25 protein-coding genes are annotated in these 19,598 nt (G+C 61.3%); 12 read left to right on the top strand and 13 right to left on the bottom strand.

The window, feature by feature from the left end; all coding sequences use genetic code 11:
• Position 1 precedes the first annotated feature (1 nt).
• On the bottom strand, positions 2–589 hold the full coding sequence (locus I3253_RS17055; RefSeq protein ID WP_197919025.1) for an acyl-homoserine-lactone synthase: 588 nt from the start codon (positions 587–589) through the stop codon (positions 2–4).
• 554 nt (positions 590–1,143) lie between these two features.
• On the opposite strand from I3253_RS17055, the gene I3253_RS17050 reads away from it, so the two are divergent.
• The 3 genes from I3253_RS17050 (at position 1,144) to I3253_RS17040 (ending at position 3,401) form a co-directional block, all read left to right on the top strand.
• Complete coding sequence (locus I3253_RS17050) at positions 1,144–1,512, top strand: hypothetical protein (protein WP_197919024.1); 369 nt, start codon at positions 1,144–1,146, stop codon at positions 1,510–1,512.
• 106 nt (positions 1,513–1,618) lie between these two features.
• On the top strand, positions 1,619–3,058 hold the full coding sequence (locus I3253_RS17045) for a sensor histidine kinase (RefSeq protein WP_197919023.1): 1,440 nt from the start codon (positions 1,619–1,621) through the stop codon (positions 3,056–3,058).
• A 4-nt stretch (positions 3,059–3,062) separates the two neighbouring features.
• The gene (locus I3253_RS17040) at positions 3,063–3,401 is read left to right on the top strand and encodes an Hpt domain-containing protein (protein WP_197919022.1); all 339 of its coding nucleotides are present in this window, start codon (positions 3,063–3,065) and stop codon (positions 3,399–3,401) included.
• A gap of 5 nt (positions 3,402–3,406) precedes the next feature.
• On the opposite strand, the gene I3253_RS17035 is transcribed toward I3253_RS17040, so the two are convergent.
• Entirely contained in the window at positions 3,407–3,793 is a 387-nt protein-coding gene (locus I3253_RS17035; RefSeq protein ID WP_232237173.1) for a response regulator, read from the bottom strand.
• Positions 3,794–4,238: 445 nt separating this feature from the next.
• On the opposite strand from I3253_RS17035, the gene gap reads away from it, so the two are divergent.
• Both gap and I3253_RS17025 read left to right on the top strand, forming a co-directional pair.
• Positions 4,239–5,237: a type I glyceraldehyde-3-phosphate dehydrogenase gene (gene gap / locus I3253_RS17030; protein ID WP_197919021.1), complete on the top strand. Its 999-nt coding sequence runs from the start codon at positions 4,239–4,241 to the stop codon at positions 5,235–5,237.
• 86 nt (positions 5,238–5,323) lie between these two features.
• Complete coding sequence (locus I3253_RS17025; protein WP_197919020.1) at positions 5,324–5,467, top strand: hypothetical protein; 144 nt, start codon at positions 5,324–5,326, stop codon at positions 5,465–5,467.
• A 113-nt stretch (positions 5,468–5,580) separates the two neighbouring features.
• Here I3253_RS17025 and I3253_RS17020 read toward each other — a convergent pair whose 3' ends face one another.
• Positions 5,581–6,381, bottom strand: a complete 801-nt coding sequence (locus I3253_RS17020) for an ABC transporter permease (protein WP_408647849.1) — start codon at positions 6,379–6,381, stop codon at positions 5,581–5,583.
• 128 nt (positions 6,382–6,509) lie between these two features.
• Between I3253_RS17020 and I3253_RS17015 the strand changes: the two genes are divergently transcribed.
• Positions 6,510–7,091: a GcrA family cell cycle regulator gene (locus I3253_RS17015; RefSeq protein WP_197919018.1), complete on the top strand. Its 582-nt coding sequence runs from the start codon at positions 6,510–6,512 to the stop codon at positions 7,089–7,091.
• A gap of 63 nt (positions 7,092–7,154) precedes the next feature.
• Here the strand turns inward: I3253_RS17015 and I3253_RS17010 are convergent, their stop codons facing one another.
• From I3253_RS17010 to I3253_RS17000, 3 genes are all read right to left on the bottom strand, one after another.
• A complete protein-coding gene (locus tag I3253_RS17010) occupies positions 7,155–7,904 on the bottom strand; it encodes a prephenate dehydrogenase (protein WP_197919017.1) in 750 nt (249 codons plus the stop codon).
• 190 nt (positions 7,905–8,094) lie between these two features.
• The gene (locus I3253_RS17005; RefSeq protein ID WP_332262143.1) at positions 8,095–9,255 is read right to left on the bottom strand and encodes a multidrug effflux MFS transporter; all 1,161 of its coding nucleotides are present in this window, start codon (positions 9,253–9,255) and stop codon (positions 8,095–8,097) included.
• A gap of 99 nt (positions 9,256–9,354) precedes the next feature.
• On the bottom strand, positions 9,355–11,256 hold the full coding sequence (locus I3253_RS17000) for an AsmA family protein (protein WP_197919015.1): 1,902 nt from the start codon (positions 11,254–11,256) through the stop codon (positions 9,355–9,357).
• 208 nt (positions 11,257–11,464) lie between these two features.
• Here I3253_RS17000 and rimO point away from each other — a divergent pair, with 208 nt between their 5' ends.
• Both rimO and I3253_RS16990 read left to right on the top strand, forming a co-directional pair.
• Positions 11,465–12,874: a 30S ribosomal protein S12 methylthiotransferase RimO gene (gene rimO / locus I3253_RS16995; protein WP_197919014.1), complete on the top strand. Its 1,410-nt coding sequence runs from the start codon at positions 11,465–11,467 to the stop codon at positions 12,872–12,874.
• A 3-nt stretch (positions 12,875–12,877) separates the two neighbouring features.
• Positions 12,878–13,594: a hypothetical protein gene (locus I3253_RS16990; RefSeq protein WP_197922704.1), complete on the top strand. Its 717-nt coding sequence runs from the start codon at positions 12,878–12,880 to the stop codon at positions 13,592–13,594.
• 401 nt (positions 13,595–13,995) lie between these two features.
• Here the strand turns inward: I3253_RS16990 and I3253_RS16985 are convergent, their stop codons facing one another.
• The 6 genes from I3253_RS16985 to I3253_RS16960 form a co-directional block, all read right to left on the bottom strand.
• Positions 13,996–14,250, bottom strand: a complete 255-nt coding sequence (locus tag I3253_RS16985; protein ID WP_197919012.1) for a DUF6455 family protein — start codon at positions 14,248–14,250, stop codon at positions 13,996–13,998.
• 17 nt (positions 14,251–14,267) lie between these two features.
• Positions 14,268–14,537: a DUF6455 family protein gene (locus I3253_RS16980; RefSeq protein ID WP_197919011.1), complete on the bottom strand. Its 270-nt coding sequence runs from the start codon at positions 14,535–14,537 to the stop codon at positions 14,268–14,270.
• Positions 14,537–14,812 carry a DUF6455 family protein gene (locus tag I3253_RS16975; RefSeq protein WP_197919010.1) on the bottom strand — a complete coding sequence of 92 codons (276 nt, stop codon included), beginning with the start codon at positions 14,810–14,812 and terminating at the stop codon, positions 14,537–14,539. The genes I3253_RS16980 and I3253_RS16975 overlap by 1 nt, the downstream gene beginning before the upstream one ends.
• Positions 14,809–15,069, bottom strand: coding sequence for a DUF6455 family protein (locus tag I3253_RS16970; RefSeq protein WP_197919009.1), 261 nt, complete (start codon positions 15,067–15,069; stop codon positions 14,809–14,811). The genes I3253_RS16975 and I3253_RS16970 overlap by 4 nt, the downstream gene beginning before the upstream one ends.
• 65 nt (positions 15,070–15,134) lie before the next feature.
• Positions 15,135–15,488 carry a YigZ family protein gene (locus I3253_RS16965; protein WP_197919008.1) on the bottom strand — a complete coding sequence of 118 codons (354 nt, stop codon included), beginning with the start codon at positions 15,486–15,488 and terminating at the stop codon, positions 15,135–15,137.
• 5 nt (positions 15,489–15,493) lie between these two features.
• A complete protein-coding gene (locus I3253_RS16960; protein ID WP_197919007.1) occupies positions 15,494–16,204 on the bottom strand; it encodes a M48 family metalloprotease in 711 nt (236 codons plus the stop codon).
• Positions 16,205–16,304: 100 nt separating this feature from the next.
• Between I3253_RS16960 and I3253_RS16955 the strand changes: the two genes are divergently transcribed.
• Positions 16,305–16,544 carry a hypothetical protein gene (locus tag I3253_RS16955; protein ID WP_197919006.1) on the top strand — a complete coding sequence of 80 codons (240 nt, stop codon included), beginning with the start codon at positions 16,305–16,307 and terminating at the stop codon, positions 16,542–16,544.
• A 260-nt stretch (positions 16,545–16,804) separates the two neighbouring features.
• Here the strand turns inward: I3253_RS16955 and I3253_RS16950 are convergent, their stop codons facing one another.
• Entirely contained in the window at positions 16,805–17,074 is a 270-nt protein-coding gene (locus tag I3253_RS16950; protein WP_197919005.1) for a DUF167 domain-containing protein, read from the bottom strand.
• A 69-nt stretch (positions 17,075–17,143) separates the two neighbouring features.
• Here I3253_RS16950 and I3253_RS16945 point away from each other — a divergent pair, with 69 nt between their 5' ends.
• Genes I3253_RS16945 through I3253_RS16935 form a run of 3 tightly spaced genes read left to right on the top strand, consistent with a single transcriptional unit; the run spans position 17,144 to position 19,584 of the window.
• Positions 17,144–18,265, top strand: coding sequence for a class II histone deacetylase (locus tag I3253_RS16945; protein ID WP_197919004.1), 1,122 nt, complete (start codon positions 17,144–17,146; stop codon positions 18,263–18,265).
• A gap of 54 nt (positions 18,266–18,319) precedes the next feature.
• Complete coding sequence (locus I3253_RS16940) at positions 18,320–18,898, top strand: nitroreductase family protein (protein WP_197919003.1); 579 nt, start codon at positions 18,320–18,322, stop codon at positions 18,896–18,898.
• A complete protein-coding gene (locus I3253_RS16935; RefSeq protein WP_232237171.1) occupies positions 18,883–19,584 on the top strand; it encodes an EI24 domain-containing protein in 702 nt (233 codons plus the stop codon). Before I3253_RS16940 ends, I3253_RS16935 begins: the two co-directional genes overlap by 16 nt.
• Positions 19,585–19,598: the final 14 nt, after the last annotated feature.

Below are 19,598 nucleotides of genomic sequence, written 5' to 3'. Positions count from 1 at the left end.
CTCAGTGATGCGTATGTGTCAGATCCATCAGCGCCACCTGCACCTTGGCACCGTCCATCTCCATAACCGGTCCGGCCGGTTCGGCAACCAGCCCCAATCTCCCGATCCAGCGCGACCAGACCGCCGGAACAAGCCCCAGCACCTTCTTGGCGCCCAATTCGCGGGCCGTTTCGATCAGTTGGTTCATCAACTGCGCCTGAACCCGGGTCCGTCTTGATGCCGGCACCTTGTGCGAGATGAAAACCCGGCTGGATTCCCAAATATCCGGATCCACCGGCGCTTGAAAATCCAGCAGGTTTGACGGAATTGACTCGAGCATTCCCTTTTGCGCGTCACGGATCATGTAGGAATACATGCCGCATTTCGCCGTGGTGGGCGTCAGGCGGATGCCCGCCAGAATTTCGCCTTCTTCGTGTACTGCAATCCACCGGCTGGCAGGGGTGTCGTACTGATCGTACTCCATTCCCTCCGCTTCGGGCAGGTTCCAATTGTTTTGCACAATGAAACACTGTCGGCGCGCCTTCAGCAGCTTGACCAGAAGGTCGCCGTGAATATGCAGGTTTTCAAAGGACAGGGTCGTTGTCAGCATGTCCTCAATTCCCCTCGGGTGTCAGAAACTCTCGATCACCGAATGCCACCTTCACAACCGTCGCCACGACATCGCGGCGGCGGGAACCACAAAACACGTAAGGCGGTAGGGAAATAGCTTTCGCCCCGATGGGGCAACGCGCCATGCGCCGCTCCAACATATCCCGGAGGCTTCCGCCCCCAAAACAACCGGGCACGCAGCACAAAAACCTGCGCCCCAATTCTACTGCCTCAACGTTTTTCTTTTTATAGAGCCACATAAGAGCCGTTCTTTCTACAAAAAAAAGACATCATTGACTTCACGTTGCTATCACTGTGGCAGAAAAGCCGCCCCGACGCACACGTTAAGCGATAGTAAGCTGGCAGCCTGGTCAGAATGTCGCAGCTCTGCCGCAGGCGCTCGCGGGCCTGCCACATGGACGGCTTTCAAGTTTCGCGGAATTACCCACCCAGCACCACGAATTCGCCACCTTGCCGGGCCAGATTTACGACATGGCGCCACGTTGACGCCACCAAAATTCCAGCTGCCAAGAGGCCCCGATGAGACCCTATTTCATGACATTCCACGTCCGCGGTGAAATCGCCGGGACGTTGTTGCTGCAAGAGCCCGAACGCCGCCTCTTGATAGACCTCTCGCCAAATCCGTCCACCGGCGCGGCGGCCCCTGGCTATGCATATCCGGAACGCGTTGCGTTTACCTTGCGCAACGATGACATGATTGCGCGGTTTCGTGACGAACTGTCTCCCGGTGATGTGATCGAAGCGACCGGCACATTCTCGCAGGCCGGCTACATCCCTCACAAGACCAGCCACATCGACACGACCTTTCTCATGCTCGAGTTCTCCCGCTGCGGACGTGCGCTGCCAGAGCTTTGCCACGCAGGACACCAGTACCGCTTGCCCGAAACCTTGTGGATGAACTAGACAACTGAATTCCGCCCCGGGTTGCCCATGCTACGGCCACATTTTTTCGGGACACTAAGCACCTACAGGGCGCAAGAACGCGCCCGAAATTACCGAAAGACGCAGAATGCAAACTGAAATTCCAGACGGCCGGGGAGAGGCGATCGCAGGCAGCAGCGCGCTGCAACGCTTCCTTTCGGGGCGCTTCCTGACGGGGCGGCCTTCGGTGGAAAACGCCCGCCGACTGGAAAAACAGATCCATGATTTTGCCAGCGGCGGGCTTGCCCTGTTCTGGCAAAGGCAGGGCATCTATTTCGGCGCCGCGCTGCTGACCGGGTTTTACTACAGCGTTGTCGTCGCCATTTTCAGCTACCTGTTCTGCCAGGCGGCCGAGTTGCTTGACAGTTTTGTGTCGCTCAAGGTCGTGCGCCGTCGCGACCGCTCTTTGCGCCAGACACGCCGCCTGCTGTCGATGCTGTTCCTGTCCAACCTCTTCAGTTCAATCGCCGTGGCCACTTTCACCCTGCTGGTCGCTCGGATGGAGGGGCCGGAAGAGCATTTTACATCGCTGTTCTTCCTTTTCGCGGCGGGTCTGTTCGCAGCGGTGAACAATCACCAGCTGCCCCAGGTTCTTGCCGTGCGCCTGCTGATCTATGGCGGGCTGTTCGTATTTATCCCGGCTTACGATATCTGGACGGAAGGCCCCTATTATGGTTCCAAGATGTGGCTGCACTTCGCCACGTCGATTTTCGTGCTCTACTTCGTTCTGGAATGTTCGATGATCTTCCTGCGCCTCTACCAGAGCGGGCTTGATCAGCTTGAAGAACTGCGCACCGAACGTGACAAGGCACGCGAGGCCTTCGAGGTCAAATCCCAGTTCGTATCAGTGGTCAGCCACGAATTGCGCACGCCTCTGACCTCTATCAATGGTGCGCTGGGGCTATTGCGTGACAGCGACCTGTCCAAGAACCCCGAAAGCGTGGCCCGCATGCTGGATATCGCACACAAGAACAGCCAGCGGCTCAGCACGCTGATCAATGATCTGCTGGACATCCAGAAGATGGAATCCAACAAGATGTCCTATAATCTTGCCCCTTTGGACATGGCCGAACTGGTCAACGATGCCGCGCTGTCGATAACTCCCTATGCCGACAAATATGACGTGCGGATGAATGTCACCCGGATCGATTCAGGCCTGAATATCCTTGCCGATGGCGAACGCATGATGCAGGTGCTGGACAACCTGTTGTCAAACGCGGTGAAATTCTCGCACCCGGGCGGCGAAGTACAATTGGCGGCCTATCAGGACGATGACTACGCAGTGCTCGAAGTCCGCGATTTCGGGATCGGTATTCCTGACAACTCCAGGCATCTGGTTTTCGGCAAATTCACCCAGGTTGATGGCTCGGACAAACGATCCCACGACGGCACCGGTCTTGGCCTGTCGATCACGCAACAGATCGTTTCCGATCACGGCGCGCATATCGACTACGAAAGCGAGCCGGGCAAAGGCACCCGCTTCTTCGTGGAATTTCCGCTCCACTCTGTTTCAAAGGAAAAGGGGTAGGCCCATGTTTCCCCAACAACACCAGGACAAATTCGCCAGGCTGCGCGCCCATTTCCTGTCCGGCTTGCCCGCGCGAGAGGCCGAACTGGAAGATCTGACCGCAACACTTCTGGCGCGGGGCAACTGCCCCGAAACGCTCGAAAAGCTGTTCATCGTCACGCACAAGCTGGCGGGCATCTGCGCGACCTACGGATTAACGGCTGCCGGCCAACAGGCCGCTCTGGCCGAATCCATGATCGATCGCGCCCGCGGCGCGCGCCTGACAGAGGCAGTGCTTTACGAAATCCTTTTGGCAACCGATGTGCTGTCGGACGAATTGCGCAGCATCGCGGGGCTCGAATAACGGCTTCATCCTCTGGAGGATGCGACGATCTCGCGGATCTGACCTGGCAAGGCCACAGGATCGAATGGTTTCTGGATCGCCCCGACCGCCTCGGTCTGGATCACGTCCTGATGCTCGGTCGCGACGTTTTTCGATGTCATGAAAATCGCCGGCGTCTCTGCCAGCGTTTCGATTTCACGCAATCCGGCCAAGGTTTCGATGCCGGTCATCCCAGGCATCATCATGTCCAGAACGATCACGTCTGGCGCAAACGCCTCGGCCTCTGCCAGCGCGCGCTCGCCGCTTTCGCACTGCAACAATTCGAACCCACCCAGATCGACTAGCGCAAGTTTCGCGATTTCCCGAATGTCCGGGTCGTCCTCGACATGGAGGATTTTCTGTATCTCGGGCATACCCCCCCCGCTAACCTGATCAAAGATGATTTCTGGCAGGTTTGCGGCATCGTGAAAAGGGGGGCGATTGTGTCAAACTGACTCGGCTTCGCGCCAGCCCCCCGGATTGTGATGACGGCGCACCGGACATGCCCAACCGTGCGCGCCGTGATCCTGTCTCGGTGCACGCCCGGTTGCAGACCTCCGGCGGGCCGGATTGGCAAGCCCCATTCCCAACCGCCCTTGTCGTCTTACGCCCCTGATGCGACTCAGGCCCGATCCGCAATATCCTCAACCCGCCTGTCCCCGACCAGCATCCAAATCGTTAGCGCCACCGGGCGTCAGGTCGCCACGTTTATCGCTAACACTTTATTTTTCTGGCCTTTTTGCCTTCCCACCCCAAGGCCCGTTCACTATAGGAAACCTCAAATTGAACTCAGACATTTGCGCGAGTCAGGAGAACATCATGACTGTCACAGTCGGCATCAACGGATTTGGTCGTATCGGCCGCTGCACCCTCATGCACATCGCCGAGGAGGCCCGCGACGACGTTCGCGTCGTCAAGGTCAACGCCACCGGCCCGCTGGATACGGCTGCCCATCTGATCCGCTACGACAGCGTGCACGGCCGCTTTCGCAACGAGGTGATCGCAGGCAACGGAACACTGGATGTCGGCCAGGGCCCGATGCGCATGTTCTCGACCTACGACATGGACGAACTGGACTGGGACGGTGTTGATGTCGTGCTTGAATGCACCGGAAACTTCAACGATGGAGAAAAGGCGCGAAAGCACCTGGAACGCGGCGCGAAAAAGGTGCTGATCTCGGCCCCGGCCAAAAACGTTCAGAAAACAATCGTGTTCGGCGTGAATGATGACCGTCTTGAAGCCAATGACAACATGATCTCCAACGGATCCTGCACCACCAACTGTCTGGCCCCGATGGCCAAGGTTCTGCACAATGCCTTCGGCATCGAAAGCGGTATCATGACGACGATCCACGCCTATACCGGCGACCAGCCTACGCTGGACCGGCGGCACAAGGATCTCTACCGCGCCCGTGCCGCGGCCATGTCGATGATCCCCACCTCGACCGGCGCCGCCAAGGCCCTGGGCGAGGTCCTGCCGGAACTCAAGGGCAGGCTCGACGGCTCCGCCATCCGTGTCCCGACACCGAACGTATCGGCCGTGGACCTCACCTTCACCGCCGGAAAGGACGTGACCGAGGCCGACGTGAACGCGGCCATGGTCGAAGCCGCCGCCGGTTCGATGAAGGGGGTGCTGGGCTACAGCGATGCGCCGCTGGTATCGGTTGATTTCAACCACACCACCGAAAGCTCGACTTTCGCCGCCGACCAGACCAAGGTCATCGGCAACCGTCTGGTGCGCGTCCTGGCGTGGTATGACAACGAATGGGGCTTTTCCGCCCGCATGGCCGACATGGCCGCCCTGATGGGGCGCATCTGAACCGCCAACACAGCACACTTGCGCCCCCGGGGATGGTCGGGCATATCTGAACCCGCCATCAAGTAACCCCGGGGGCGCAGTACGTCATGACCAACCCGATCGCCGTGTTTCTTGCCGTACTGATCCTTGCCGGGCTGGGCGCGGATTTGCTGTTCAATGACGGCGATGCCACGATGCTGCTGGCGCGCAAGTTCTTTGACCTGATCGAATGGGTCGCCTTCTGGCGTTGAACGAACACAGGCCGTAATCCCCCCTGCCCACGCCATCTTCTTTTGGCAACAAATATCCCGGGGGTGAATTGGCCCAACGGGCCAAGAGGGGGCAGCGCCCCCGGGAACACGCCTCAACTCTTGAGCCGGTAGCCCTTGTGGATCATCGCCCACCCCAGCACCAGCACCACAAGGCTAACGCTGGCCACGACAATCGCACTCGTCACGGGCGGGCCGTCCGAAACGCCGATCATTCCGTAACGCGCACCGTCGATCAGATAGAATACCGGGTTCGCACGGGTCAGCACCTGCAAGCTCTCCGGCAGCGCATTCACCGAATAGAATGTGCCGGACAGAAAGGCCAATGGAGTGACAATGAAATTCGTGATCGCCGCCATCTGATCAAACTTGTCGGCGACGATCCCGGCCAAAAGCCCCAGCCCGCCCATCAGCGCCCCGCCAAGCACGACAAATCCGAACATCCAGACCGGATGCACCACGCCGATCCCCAGCACAAACCACAGGCCGGCGGAAATTCCCATCGCAACCAGCACCCCCCGCACGACGGCGCCCGCCAAATACCCGACCACGATCTCCAGCGGTGACAATGGCGGCATCAGCGTGTCCACGATATTGCCCTGCACCTTGGAAATCACAACCGACGAGGACGCATTGGCAAAGGCATTCTGGATCACGGTCATCGTCATGATCCCCGGTGCCAGGAATACGATGAACGGCACGCCCATGACCGCCCCGCGCCCCGGTCCGATTGCAATGGAAAAGATCATCAGGAAAAGACCGGCCGTCACCAGGGGCGCCAGCAATGTCTGCGTCCAGACCACAAGAAACCGCAACACTTCGCGCAAGATCAGCGTCCAAAGGCCCAGCCAGTTCACCCGCCCGAAGCGGCGCACCCCCATATCCAGTTCCTGCATCGCCATCCTCTTAGCCCTGCGTTGATTCTCTGCCTTGTAACTCGGACCGGGGTGACTAGAATAGGCCCCTGACCAAGAAATGCAGGGGCGGCCTCAAGGGGGGTCGCTTTTTAGCTGAGGAAGCATCCATGTCCTGGACCGACGAGCGCGTAGACCTTTTGAAGAAACTTTGGGGCGAGGGCCAATCGGCCAGCCAGATCGCCAAAGAACTGGGCGGGGTGACGCGCAACGCCGTCATCGGCAAAGTCCATCGCCTGGGTTTGTCCAACCGCTCCGCGGGCACCGCCAAGCCTGATACCAAACCCAAGGCCGACACCAAACCGAAACCGGCCACCAAAGCCAAACCCGCGCCCAAACCCAAGGCCGAAGAGTCCAAACCCGACCTGAAAACCGAACCGGCCGTGGCCGCCAAGCCGGCGCAAAACCTGCGCAAGGCGATCATTCCGGCCGGCCAGCCGCTGCCGCCTCAGCCCTCGGCCAACGAAATCAGCCCCGAGGCGCTGGCCAAGGTCAACGAGATCGAAAAGACCGCCAAGAAACTGTCGCTGATGGAACTGACCGAACGTACCTGCAAATGGCCGGTCGGCGATCCCGCGACCGAGGATTTCTGGTTCTGCGGCCTGCCGGTACAGGCGGGCAAACCTTATTGCGAGGCACATGTCGGCGTGGCCTTTCAGCCGATGAGCGCCCGGCGCGACCGCAAACGCTGACACGATCCCAACGCCACGATTCAGGCCCGGGGCATCGCTCCGGGCCTTTCGCGGCGCGCTTTTCTACCCCTCCCGCTCAAACTGTTTCCGCACCCGCTCGGCGCGCTCGAAAAACGCGCCGCGCACCTCGGCGGCAAACGGGTTTGCGGTCTCGATGGCGTGTAACACCGTGGGCGGATCGTCCTTGACCATGCCCACCGCCTCGCGCAGCAAGTCAAAGCTCGCGGTGGTCATGCGCTCGGGCAGCGGCCCCATCTCAACCAGCACCTTGGCAATCAGATGCGTCAGCCCCTGCACCATCGCCGCCTCACGATCATGATCTTCGGCACTTGTGACGATCACCTCCAGCCCCAACCGGCGCAGGAAACGCGCCACGCGGCGCCACCGATTTCCACGCAGAGGACAAAGCGCGATCTTTCGTCCCGCGATCCCACTCGCCGCGCTTTGTGGCCCGAACAGGGGATGCGTACCGACGATTTCCACATGCTCGGGCAAATGGGTCGCCATCGCCCGCATCGGCGCCAACTTGACCGACCCGACATCCACAACCAGCGTGCCGGGCCTCAAATGCGGTGCCATACACGCGCACAGATGCGCCATCCGTGCCACCGGCACGGCCAACACCACAATATTGCACCCTGCAACGTCTTCGATGTCGCCCATGGCAAAGGCGCGGCCATCCTCCAGTACCGCGCCAATATAGGTCGGATCGCACACGGTGATGTCAAAATGCGCACCCATCTCGCGCGCCACCAGCTTGCCAAACGCGCCAAAGCCAAACAGGCCCAGCGAGCGTAATTTTCGGCCTTCCATGACCGGTCCCTTCCATTGGGGCCGCCCGCGAGCCGACAAACTTGAAAGTGCCTCTTTTCGTCAACCCCCGGCAATGCGGCGGTTGAACACGTGAAATCCGTCCCGCCCTATATGGACAGGGGATAATAGACGACAGAGATGAGGCATGTCCCGTTCATGTCGACACAGGTGCCACACCCCATGACCCCGGTCAAGCCCGCTGCGGTTCCCTCATGTCCAGCCAGCGCACATACAGCGCCGCCGCGCCCGAAACCGCCACACTTGCCAACATGATCGCCAAAAGCATCAACGCACCGTTTTCCGGGGTCAACACCGCCCCGGTCAACGTGGTCAGACCAGCGCCCCCCGCCACGCTCATCGCGCCTGACAATCCCGCGGCACTCCCGGCGAGTTGCGGGCGCACGGACATCACGCCACTTCCGGCCGCAGGCATGGTCAATCCATTGCCCAGCCCCACAAACATCACGCACCCAACATAACTCACCGGATGCACCACCCCGGCCCACACCAGCACAATCCCGATACTCAGCCCGGCAAATGCCGAGATCCGCCCCGCCAGAACCATCACACCCAACGGATATCGCCCCGCCAGACGCCCCGAGATGAAGCTGCCCAGGATGAAGCCCAGCGTGATCCCCCCCACCGCCACGCCAATCATCGCCGTCGACAGGCCGAACACCACCGCCCCCACAAGCGCGGCCCCGGTGACATAGACGTAAAACGCACCCAGCGAGAAGGTGATGCACACCGAATAGCCCCAGAACCGACGCGATCCCAGAAGTTCAGGATAGGTTCGGAATTGCTTCCCAAGTGTCTCAGAGCGGCTATGGTTTGTCTCTCCCAGGTCAAACCAGGCCAACAGGAACAGGCCCGTCCCGGCAAGCGCAAAAAAGCCGAAATTTGCGCGCCAGCCAAGCCACTGATCCACGATCCCCCCAAACAAGGGCCCGGTCATTGGCGCCACGGCCATGGCCATCGACACGTATCCCAACAGGCTGGCCGCCTCGCGCTCCTCATATTGGTCCCGCACGGCGGCCCGGCTCAGCGCCATTGCCCCGATCACGCCGCCCTGCATCACGCGAAATGTCAGAAATACAAAGATGTCGCGCGCGAAAAAGCAACCGATGGAGGCCAGCACGAAAACGGCCAACCCGATCAACATCACCGGGCGCCGCCCATAACGATCAGACAGCGGCCCCATGACAATCTGCAAAACCGCCGTCACGGCCAGATATCCGGCAATCGACAGGTTCGCCACGCCATAAGACACGCCAAACTCGCTGGCGATGTTGCCCAGCGATGGCAGGAACATATTCAGAGACAAGACCGACATGGCCGTCAAAAGGATCAAAGTTGTCAGCGAAGGGGGCGTTCGGGCGGCAAGCAACATCCCGCCTTGTGCCACGAACAGGCCGGGTTGCCCAGCGCCCCGGATCCGGGGCAGCCCAGATCAGTTATTGCCCAGCAGGTTCAATAACCCCTTCCTGGCCTCATCCTCCAACTTCTTGCGAACCGCATCTTCGGTCGACTGTCCCTCCTGCTTTTCGATGCCAAGCTCCTGTTCCAGACGTTTCCTGGCGTCCTCTTCCAGGGCCTTGCGTTCCTGAGCAAGATTTTGCTTCAGAACGGCGTCCATGTCGGGTGCGATACGCGGCTTGTCCCAGCTGCCCTCTATCTTGACCGGCACCGCCAGCCCATTGCCGTCCTCGCGCCGCAGCTGCGGCGTCAGCCTGTAGTTGATTTGCCGCTGCCCCAGCCCAACCGTACCGGCCCCCTTGGCGATCACCCTGGGCAGTTCCATCAACAGATCGTCATTTCGCAAAACGCCATTCTCGATGACCCAGCTGGCCGCCATCCGGTCGAACACGGTGGTTCCTCCGGTCGGGTCTCCGCGAAACAGCCGGTCAAGATCGATCCCCTCGATCGTACCGCGCCCGACAGCAACCTGCCCCTTGCCACCCAACGATTGCATGATGTCATGAACCGACGCCCCCGTGCCCAGAAAGTCCATGTCCAGATCGGCCTTGCCGGTGAACCGGTCAAGCCCCGCCGCGGCGCCAAGCGCCTTCTTGAGCGCGATCTGAAGGATCTTCAGATCCCCCCGCACCGACAGCCCGCTTCGATTATTGGCGACAAGCGACCCCGTCACAGCGCCTTCATACGCGGTCAATTGCGTCAGCGTGAAAACCGCGCGGGCATTCTCGATCGTCACGTTTCCGCGCGCCTGCTGCGCGACCAGCCCGCCAAAGTCGACGGTCTCGGCGGCAAAGTCGATCCGGCCATTCATCAGACCCAGGGCCGAGACATCGATCGGCGTTTTCGACCAGCCCGAGGATGCCGGTTCCGTCGCACCACCATCTGACCCGCCCGACAATGCTCCAAGATCCAGGCGCCCGGCCACGATGTTGGCCGTCACCATCGGTCGCGCGCTGCCAGGGGTCACGTCGACCTCGGCTTTCAACATGTTGCCCAGTGCCGTCACAGAACCGTCGCGCAGGCTGATCCTGCCATCCCCTGTCACTGTCACGTCGCCCTTGAACCGGGCCGGCCCCTTCGGCGCACCCGGGAAACCGATTGCAGCCGCAAAGTCCGCCATATCCGACAGATCGGCCTCCACCCGCCCGGCCGCTTCCGGCCTGATCCCGATGCGCCCGTCAAATTCCACTGTGCCACCAGGCGCCGAAACCTTCGCCATCACGCTCGATACCTCGCCCGCCAACAAGGCCCGCAACTGTCCAACCGTTGCAGCCGCCGTTACGGCCTTGCCCGCCGGACGCAGCGTCACGCCAACTTCGGCCGGCTGATCCAGATCGGGCCAGCGCAGTTCCAAATCCACATCGCGCAACGCAAAGCTGTCGCCACCGTGATCCACATATCGCAACCCCGCGCCCTCGATGCTCAGTACCTCCAAGGACAGGCTCTTGACGCGGCCGCCGGAACTGCCGCCTCGTGCCGGCGCATCCGTTGGCGGAAACAGTTCCCAGTTCGCCTTCCCGTCTGCCGATCTTTCCAGCAAAATCTGCGGCGCCACCGCCTCGACCTTGGTGATCCGGATGTTTCCGCGCAACGCACTCAACACATCCACACCTATGGCCGCGCTTTCCGCCGTGAACATCGGCCCAGCATCCGACCATTGCGCATTCGACAACCGAACCGGCCCGGTCGACACTCCGAACACAGGATACCAGCTGATCCCGACATCCCCTTCGAACGTCAACGCGCGTCCGGTCTGCGCCCTTACCTGGTCGGCGGCCAGACGCGCGATTTTCTCACCCGGCAGTGCCAGCACAAGTCCGATCGCGCCAAGCACCACGACAACCAAAACCATCAACAAAATACGGATCAGGCGCATCGGCCGGCCCCTCCCTCTCTACCTGCCGCCACCCTAAGCTCCACTCCGCAACCGACGCAATGCAAACTCACGTGACAGGCGCGCGCAGCCACCCTCGGGCAACTTCATTTTGCCCAAAATACTCCGGGGGAGTCACAGCCCCGCTGTGACGGGGGCAGCGCCCCCTCTCCCTTTGCCAAACCGGCTTGCGTAGCCTATATGCGCCCACATGAGCCAGAACCCGCCCGATCTCCGCCCCGACCTCGCCCGCGCCACCGTCGCCGCGGAAAACCGCCCCGGCCAGCCCACCATCGGCATGGTCTCGCTCGGCTGTCCCAAGGCGCTGGTCGACAGCGAACGCATCCTCACCCGACTGCGCGCCGAAGGCTACGGCATCTCGCCCGACTATTCCGGCGCCGACGCGGTGATCGTGAACACATGCGGCTTTCTGGACTCCGCCAAGGCCGAATCCCTCCAGGCCATCGGCGAAGCACTCGCTGAAAACGGCAAAGTCATCGTCACCGGCTGCCTTGGCGCCGAACCTGAATTCATCACCGGCACCCACCCCAGGGTGCTCGCCGTGACCGGCCCGCACCAATATGAACAGGTGCTCGACGCGGTGCACAAGACCGTGCCGCCCGATCCGCACCCCTTTGTCGATCTGCTCCCGGCCTCGGGTGTGAAACTCACACCGCGCCACTACAGCTATCTCAAGATTTCCGAGGGCTGCAATCACGCCTGCAAATTCTGCATCATCCCCGACATGCGCGGGCGCCTCTCCTCGCGCCCCGTCCACGCCATCCTGCGCGAGGCTGAAAAACACGTTGAAACCGGCGTACGCGAACTGCTCGTGATTTCTCAGGACACCTCTGCCTACGGGCTTGACCGCAAATATTCCACCCATCCGTGGAAAGACCGCGAGGCGCGCTCCCACATCACCGATCTTGCCCGCGAACTCGGTCGGCTTGGCGCGCCCCGCGACCTCTGGGTCCGCCTGCATTATGTCTACCCCTACCCCCATGTGCGCGACCTGATCCCGCTCATGGCCGATCCCGACACCGCGCTGCTGCCCTATCTCGACATCCCGTTCCAGCACAGCCACCCGGACACGCTCAAACGCATGGCCCGCCCCGCCGCGGGCGCCAGAACACTCGACGAAATTGCCCGCTGGCGCGCCATCTGCCCGGACATCACCCTGCGCTCCACTTTCATCGTCGGCTACCCTGGCGAAACCGAGGCCGAGTTCCAGCACCTGCTGGACTGGATGGACGAAGCCCGGCTCGACCGTGTCGGCTGCTTCCAATATGAAAACGTCAATGGCGCCCGCTCCAACGCTCTGCCCGACCACGTGCCGGACGAAGTCAAACAGGACCGCTGGAACCGCTTCATGACAAAGGCCCAGGCCATCTCCGAGGCCAAACTCGCCGCCAGGGTGGGTCAGACCCTGGAGGTCATCGTTGACGACATCGACACAGACGGCATCGCCACCTGCCGCACCAAGGCCGACGCCCCCGAAATCGACGGCAACCTGTTCATTGATGAAAACACCGGCGGGTTGTCTGTCGGGGATATCGTGACAGTAGACGTGGATGAAGCGGGCGAGTACGATTTGTGGGGCGTTGTCAACGAGGTGAATTAACGAATGTCGCAAAGGCGCCTGATCTTGCATATCGGAACACACAAAACCGGGTCAACGTCGTTTCAAAACAGCCTGATCAGCAATGTCGACAAGCTCGCCGATCAAGATGTCCACGTTGTTCGCGAGTTCCGATACCGAGAAGGCAAAAAAGGCAAAGCCAGAACCGCCAACGCCGCGATCTGTGCGCATCTGTTTGTCAGACCGGAACTACAAACCGGCGCGCGCCAAAGGCGGACCGTGCCGGATATAACCCCCCGGGCAAAGGCACGGCGCCGCAAAAAGCTGGCCTACCGCCTGCGCGACAACGCCGCGAAAACCGTCCTGATCTCGGCAGAGGCCTTTTGTTTCCTGCGGACAAAGGAAGAGTGGCAAAATATCCGCGAGTTCGCAGAAATGACCAACCGTCGCCTGGAAGCGATCATCGTCTTTCGCAATAATTCGGATTGGCGGGTGTCCTGGGAAAATCAGTTGCGCTACGGCCTGAACCTGCTGGATACGTCGCATGACCTTCCATCGGAACTGCGCCTTGATGGTTCCTGGTACTTCGACAAGGAAGCCATTCGATCTTTCTGGTCGCCGATCAAACTTTCTGAACTGATCTACGAGGATCATCCAAACATCGTCGAGGCTATATATCAGAGCTTCGGAGTTCAGACCGACAATCTGAAAACCGATCAACGCTTGAACCTGCGCAAGTCATCACCGACGGCCACCGCATAGAACTCATCTGACAAATATTCGCTGCAATCATGTCCTTGCCCTCCCGCCGCCACATGAAACGCGGCTGCCAGGGTGCCACTCAATGACCGTCTCACCACTTGTCGCCCCCCAAAGCGCCCAACCCCAAGTAGATCGAAAATTCTGAATTCAGTATCTCGAGCGCCAGTGGCCATTCGAAGAACCACACCTGCCGTGGCGCGCCCCTCAAGGACACCGGCCTCACGCCGGTCAAATTCACCACCGGCACCTCGAAATCCCTTTTGTTGTTGCAGATGCAAACACACGCACAACTGCCCGCAACGTGACGGACCCCACACCAGACTGCCGTGACACGCCCTACACTTCTTTTGGCCCAAAATATCCTGGGGGAGTCGCGGCGCGCCGCGACGGGGGCAAGCCCCCTACCCCGCCTTGAGCACCTCGAACAGGTCAGCGTTCTCGCAATACCCCGGCGCATGTGCTGCGCGCTCGTGGCCACTCAACCACCCCTGGCACGCCCCTACGTCCCGGCACTGTGTGCATTTCAACACCGCGGCCCGGTATTGCACGGCCAGCTCCGGGCGCTCGCCCAGAACCACCTCCCAATCCACGCCCACCCGGTTGGACATCTCACCCACCAGGCCAGCATGTTTGTCCAGCTTGTCAAACAACCCCATTCTTCCCTCCTCCCGGCCTAATGCCGTGCCGCCAATGCCTCCAGCAACGCCTTGTGCATGCAACAATCTGGCGCGTCCCCCTGAGGACCCCTCGCCTGCCCCAGCCAGGCCTCACACTCCGTCACACGCAAACAGGTGCGGCAGCGCGTTACCAGGTCGGCATAGCCTGCCGCACTCAAACGCCCTTCGGACATGGCTTCGCTCAAGGACAGCCCCATGGCCCGCGCCACACTGCGCGTCAGCCAGAAATGCTTCGCGGGATCCCCCAGCGGCTCTACGATTCCCATCACTCCAGCGCCTCCAACGCCTTTTTCAATTTCTGGAAACGGGCCCGATTGACACAATGCTCCGGTGCTTCATCCACCAGGCTATCCGTGTGCCGGTCCAACCACCGTTTGCATCCTCCGGTCCAGTCGCACCCACGGCATTCCAGCACCATCTCGGCCCAGTCTTCCTGGCTTAGCTCAGCCTGCTCCATCGCCGCCACCAGGTCTGTATCGGTCGCCTGCGCCATGCGCTGTGCCAGCCAGAAATGCGCCTTGCTATCGCCCAACGGCTTCATGACGCCTGCCCCCGGAGCTCGGAAACAATTTCTCTGTTGACGCAGAACTCGGGGGCAATATCCGCACCAGCCGGCTCTTCCAGCCAGACCTGACAGGCTTCGGGCAGGGGACAATCCATGCACCGCAATACCGCATCCGCAATGCCATCATAAGGCAGCGCCCCGGCAATAGCCGCATCTTGCAAATCCACACCGGCACGGCCCGCGACCCGATCAAACAGCGCGGCATGATGACGAATTTTCCCGATGTCGCTCATGCGTGTCTCCGTGAAAAACACACCCGCACGTTATCACCTGGCGAGAATCGTGCCCTTGACCTGCATCAATCGCATTCCGCAAGGTAAGCACGCACACAATCCTGCACCCGGCGAAACCGATCACCGCCAAGTTTTGTGCCACCGTACCAGCGTGTTACAACGATCACGTGGTCCTTCAGGTCTTCCCGCTCCAGCATGCGAAGGATCACCAGACCGGCACCGCTTTCCCCGTCATCGCCCTTCAGCGGCGTGCCGTCCGCCATCAGAACGGCCCAGCTGTTATGGGTCGCCCTGGCGAATTTTCGGGTGCGTTTCAGCTCTTTCAGAAAGGCATCTACCCCTTCACGCCCCTGAACCGGCCCGCCCGATACCGCGTATTTCGATCCACGGTCGCTGACCACGTTGATCAGTTGCAACATGCGCGCTACAGCCCCGCCGCCGTGCGCCGCACGATCTCCATCCGCGCGGCGTTGGGCGGGTGCGTTCCAAGAAACTGATCGCCGGGGTCGGGAATGCGATTGAAAAATTCCGCGCCACGCACCGGCTGATACCCCGCCCGATGGGCGATCACCGTGCCCAGCGCGTCCGCCTCCAGCTCATATTCCTTGGAAAACGAGCGCGCGCCCACATCCGCCCCCAAATTCATCGCCAGGTCGATCATCTGTGAGTTGGCCCCGGCCAACCCGGCCAGGATACCGCCCACGACCGCCCCGGCCAACGCATCCTGTTGCGCGCGCGTCAGGTGCCCGGCAATGTGGTGCGCCGCCTCATGGCCCATGACAAAGGCCAGCTCGTCCGCGTTGCGCGTCTGCGCGATCAGCGCCGCGGTGAACACGATCAGCGGCCGCCCGCCGCGATCCACGGTCTGATAGGCATTCGCAGGCAGGTTTGTCCGCTTGTCGACGCCGATGGCATAGTCACAATCCGTGCCCGGCCTGGTGCGCTGTCGGCACTCCCGCTCGGCCACCGGCTCCAGCCGCGCCCTGACAGGCGCCAGCCGCCGTTCCGCTTCGCTCAGGCCAATTCCCGGCGCTGTTTGCCGGACCGGTTGCGCGGGGGAAGGCGCAGGTGTGGTCGATGCACATCCCGCCAGCCCCAACCCAAGCAACAACACGACAACCAGACCCCGACCCATAAAGCTTTCTCCCCTGACCTGCGGCAAATCTAATTTGCCCCCGCCCCGGTTTCCAGCGCGAAGTGCTTGCACCCGGGTCCAAGCGCGCTACTGTTGGTCCATGTTCAGTATCGAGCACGAATTTGACGCCACCGTGGTGACACTCGTCGACGAAGGGCATAGCCCCCTGGGCGAAGATGTCATCATCCACCTGTTCGAAGACTGCATCACCATCGAACAATACGATCCGCGCAGCGACAGTGTTCAGAAAATCACCCTTTCAACACACCAGGCCGAGGATCTCGCCGCCGCGCTGGACCTGCCCGAAGGGGTCTATACGCTCAAACGCGAGAAACCCTAGGGTCAGGACCCGTTAATCCTGCACCACTGGCGCCAAATCCACGAAATATCGGTGGTTTGGCGCGCGCCGGACATAGTGGCTCTATTTCCAAGCGTGCCAAGCCGCTGGGATGAAGTGGATTTGGCGTCCTGCGGATTTGACGGATTTGCCGCCTGACGTCCTTTCAATGCCTTGAAATAGAACCACTATTCCTGCGGCATTGTACGTAGTCAGACAGCAAATCTGTTAAACCAGTGGCGCAGGATTAATGGGTCCTGATCCTAGGCCCGCTCCAGCACGAATTGCTTGTCCCGCCCCGCATGGCCACGCACCAGCCTCAGCCGTGTGGGCGCCACCCCCAGCGCCCTGGCCAACAACCTGACCACAGCCGAGTTGGCCTTGCCGCCTTCCGGCGCCGTCGTCACGCTGACCTGAATAATCCCGTCTTTCACGGCAACCGCATTGCGCCCGGCACGCGGTGTCACACGTACCGAAAACACGGTGCCCGGTAACACGGTTCCACTCAGATCAGGCACAGGGGCTTTGGACATGGCCGAACGATTTACATTGCAGGATGGCCCTGATTATCTAGCGCCGACACCGGCAAAGGGAAAGCAGGCATGACCACGGGGTTTTTCTGGGACGAACGCTGTTTCTGGCATTCGGGCGGCAATTACGCGCTGACCTTGCCGGTCGGCGGGCTGGTTCAGCCGCTTGCGGCAGGCGGATTGCCCGAAAGCCCCGAAACCAAGCGCCGCCTGAAGAACCTGATGGATGTCACCGGCCTGAGCGACGATCTTGATATGCGCGGCGCCGACCCGGCCACATATGAAGAACTGACCCGCGTGCATCCGCCGCATTACCTGCGCGAATTCAAGGAGATGTCCGATCAGGGCGGCGGCGAACTGGGCTTGCGCACCCCTTTTGGCCAGGGCGGGTACGAGATTGCCGCGCTCTCTGCCGGGCTTGCGACCGCCGCGACACGGGCCGTGCTCACCGGCGAGATGAAGAACGCCTATGCGCTCTCCCGCCCGCCGGGGCATCACTGCCTGCCCGATTGGCCCAACGGGTTTTGCCTGCTGGCCAATATCGCCATCGCCATCGAGGCGGCCCGCGCCGAGAGCCTGTGCGACCGCGTCGCCGTGATCGACTGGGACGTGCACCACGGCAACGGCACCGAGGCGATTTTCTATGATCGCGACGACGTGCTGACCATCTCGCTGCACCAGGAACACAATTACCCGCTCGACACCGGCGCCATGACCGACCGTGGGCAGGATGCGGGCTTGGGGTACAACATCAACATCCCCCTGCCCCCGGGCTGTGGACACGTTGCCTATCTTGATGCCATGACACGCATCGTATTGCCGGCGCTGGACGGGTTTGCCCCCGACCTGATCGTGATCGCCTGCGGGTATGACGCCGGTGCCTTTGATCCTCTGGGCCGAATGCTCGCTACCGCCGACACGTTCCGCCAGATGACGCGACAGGTGATGGGCGCGGCGACGCGCCTTTGCGGCGGCAAACTGGTGATGGTTCACGAAGGTGGCTACGCCGAGTCCTACGTTCCCTTCTGTGGTCATGCCGTGCTCGAAGAAATGTCAGGCTCGGCACGTTCAGCCCCCGATCCCATGGCCGACACCTTGCCTATCCGTCAGCCAAACGCCCGCTTTGATGCCTTCACCGCTGATCTGATTGCCGAAATGGCCAACCATTTCGCCACTCGTCCGGGTACCGGTTGAAATCGCCCCCCATCTGCCCGACATGACAAGAACCCAGACCAACAGGACCACGCCATGCCCACGCCAAACCCGCAAGCACTCGACTTTTTGCTGACGCGCCGCTCGCGCCCCGCCAAAACGCTTGTCGCGCCCGTGCCCGACCGTGACCAGCTCGAACCGATCCTGCGCGCCGCCCTGCGCGCGCCCGACCATGGCAAGCTGGAGCCCTGGCGGCTGATCGTTCTGGAACGCCCGGCACTTGAGCGCCTCGCCGCACTGGTCAACGAACGTGGCGCCGCCCTGGGGATCGATCCTGACAAGATCACCAAGAACCACGATCAGTTTTCACAGGCCAATCTGGCCGTGGCCGTGATCGAGGCGCCGGTGATCGCCGAAAAAATCCCGGCCATAGAACAGACCTATTCGGCCGGCGCTGTTTGCCTGCAACTCCTGAACGCCGCGCTGGCCGCCGGATGGGGCGCCAACTGGCTTTCGGGCTGGGCCAGTCATGATCGCAGCTTCGTGGAAAGGGGACTTGGCCTTGCGCCACACGAACGCATTGCCGGGTTTATCCATATCGGCACCGAACGCGCCGCGCCGCCCGAACGTCCGCGCCCGAACATGCAGGAAAAGGTCACATGGGTCTCGCGATAACGATAACGTCGTTTTTCAAGGCGCTGGGTCAAATCGGCGACCCGCGCTTCCGCAAGGTGCTTGTAACGGGCGTTGGCCTCACTTTCGTGCTGTTGATCGCGGCCTATGCCGCTTTTCTCGCCTTTCTGAACTGGATCGGTGCGGCCCAGACCGTGCAGGAACTGATCGGCGAAGTCAGCTGGCTGCCCGACCTGATCACCTGGACATCGTTTTTCGTGATGCTGGCGCTGTCGGTGTTTCTGATGGTGCCGGTGGCCTCGGCCATTACATCGATGTTTCTGGACGAGGTTGCTCAGGCGGTCGAGGATCGCCACTACCCGGACCTGCCGCCGGTGCCGTCCGTGCCCTTTGGCGACGCGCTGCGCGACACGGTGAATTTTCTGGGGGTCTTGATCGCCGCCAACCTGCTGGCGCTGGTGATTTATGCCTTCTTTCCTCCGATGGCGCTGTTCATCTTCTGGGGGTTGAACGGCTTTCTGCTGGGGCGCGAGTATTTTCAGCTCGCCGCCATGCGCCGTGTGGGACGGGACGGCGCCAAGGCGCTGCGCCGCAAGCATATCGGCACCATCTGGCTGGCGGGCACGTTGATGGCCATGCCGCTTTCCATTCCTCTGATCAACTTGCTGATCCCGATCCTGGGCGCGGCCACGTTCACCCACCTGTTCCACAAACTGGAAGGCCGGTAAGCCCGCGCGCCGCA

The sequence above is a fragment of the Thiosulfatihalobacter marinus genome, assembly GCF_016019955.1.
In the GTDB taxonomy this organism is placed as follows: Bacteria; Pseudomonadota; Alphaproteobacteria; order Rhodobacterales; family Rhodobacteraceae; genus Shimia; species Shimia marinus_A.
Note: the sequence above shows the minus strand (reverse complement) of the source record. Positions and strands in the feature narration are given on the sequence as shown.

Coding starts and splice junctions, on each gene's coding strand:
- I3253_RS16950 (WP_197919005.1), bottom strand. CDS start 17,074: ATGTCCAAAGCCCCTGTGCCTGATCTGAGTGGAACCGTGTTACCGGGC.
- I3253_RS16990 (WP_197922704.1), top strand. CDS start 12,878: ATGTCGCAAAGGCGCCTGATCTTGCATATCGGAACACACAAAACCGGG.
- rimO (WP_197919014.1), top strand. CDS start 11,465: ATGAGCCAGAACCCGCCCGATCTCCGCCCCGACCTCGCCCGCGCCACC.
- I3253_RS16965 (WP_197919008.1), bottom strand. CDS start 15,488: ATGTTGCAACTGATCAACGTGGTCAGCGACCGTGGATCGAAATACGCG.
- I3253_RS16985 (WP_197919012.1), bottom strand. CDS start 14,250: ATGGGGTTGTTTGACAAGCTGGACAAACATGCTGGCCTGGTGGGTGAG.
- gap (WP_197919021.1), top strand. CDS start 4,239: ATGACTGTCACAGTCGGCATCAACGGATTTGGTCGTATCGGCCGCTGC.
- I3253_RS17055 (WP_197919025.1), bottom strand. CDS start 589: ATGCTGACAACGACCCTGTCCTTTGAAAACCTGCATATTCACGGCGAC.
- I3253_RS17040 (WP_197919022.1), top strand. CDS start 3,063: ATGTTTCCCCAACAACACCAGGACAAATTCGCCAGGCTGCGCGCCCAT.
- I3253_RS16975 (WP_197919010.1), bottom strand. CDS start 14,812: ATGAAGCCGTTGGGCGATAGCAAGGCGCATTTCTGGCTGGCACAGCGC.
- I3253_RS16970 (WP_197919009.1), bottom strand. CDS start 15,069: ATGAGCGACATCGGGAAAATTCGTCATCATGCCGCGCTGTTTGATCGG.
- I3253_RS17020 (WP_408647849.1), bottom strand. CDS start 6,381: ATGCAGGAACTGGATATGGGGGTGCGCCGCTTCGGGCGGGTGAACTGG.
- I3253_RS16945 (WP_197919004.1), top strand. CDS start 17,144: ATGACCACGGGGTTTTTCTGGGACGAACGCTGTTTCTGGCATTCGGGC.
- I3253_RS16980 (WP_197919011.1), bottom strand. CDS start 14,537: ATGGGAATCGTAGAGCCGCTGGGGGATCCCGCGAAGCATTTCTGGCTG.
- I3253_RS16955 (WP_197919006.1), top strand. CDS start 16,305: ATGTTCAGTATCGAGCACGAATTTGACGCCACCGTGGTGACACTCGTC.
- I3253_RS16940 (WP_197919003.1), top strand. CDS start 18,320: ATGCCCACGCCAAACCCGCAAGCACTCGACTTTTTGCTGACGCGCCGC.
- I3253_RS16960 (WP_197919007.1), bottom strand. CDS start 16,204: ATGGGTCGGGGTCTGGTTGTCGTGTTGTTGCTTGGGTTGGGGCTGGCG.
- I3253_RS16935 (WP_232237171.1), top strand. CDS start 18,883: ATGGGTCTCGCGATAACGATAACGTCGTTTTTCAAGGCGCTGGGTCAA.
- I3253_RS17050 (WP_197919024.1), top strand. CDS start 1,144: ATGACATTCCACGTCCGCGGTGAAATCGCCGGGACGTTGTTGCTGCAA.
- I3253_RS17035 (WP_232237173.1), bottom strand. CDS start 3,793: ATGCCCGAGATACAGAAAATCCTCCATGTCGAGGACGACCCGGACATT.
- I3253_RS17000 (WP_197919015.1), bottom strand. CDS start 11,256: ATGCGCCTGATCCGTATTTTGTTGATGGTTTTGGTTGTCGTGGTGCTT.
- I3253_RS17025 (WP_197919020.1), top strand. CDS start 5,324: ATGACCAACCCGATCGCCGTGTTTCTTGCCGTACTGATCCTTGCCGGG.
- I3253_RS17015 (WP_197919018.1), top strand. CDS start 6,510: ATGTCCTGGACCGACGAGCGCGTAGACCTTTTGAAGAAACTTTGGGGC.
- I3253_RS17010 (WP_197919017.1), bottom strand. CDS start 7,904: ATGGAAGGCCGAAAATTACGCTCGCTGGGCCTGTTTGGCTTTGGCGCG.
- I3253_RS17045 (WP_197919023.1), top strand. CDS start 1,619: ATGCAAACTGAAATTCCAGACGGCCGGGGAGAGGCGATCGCAGGCAGC.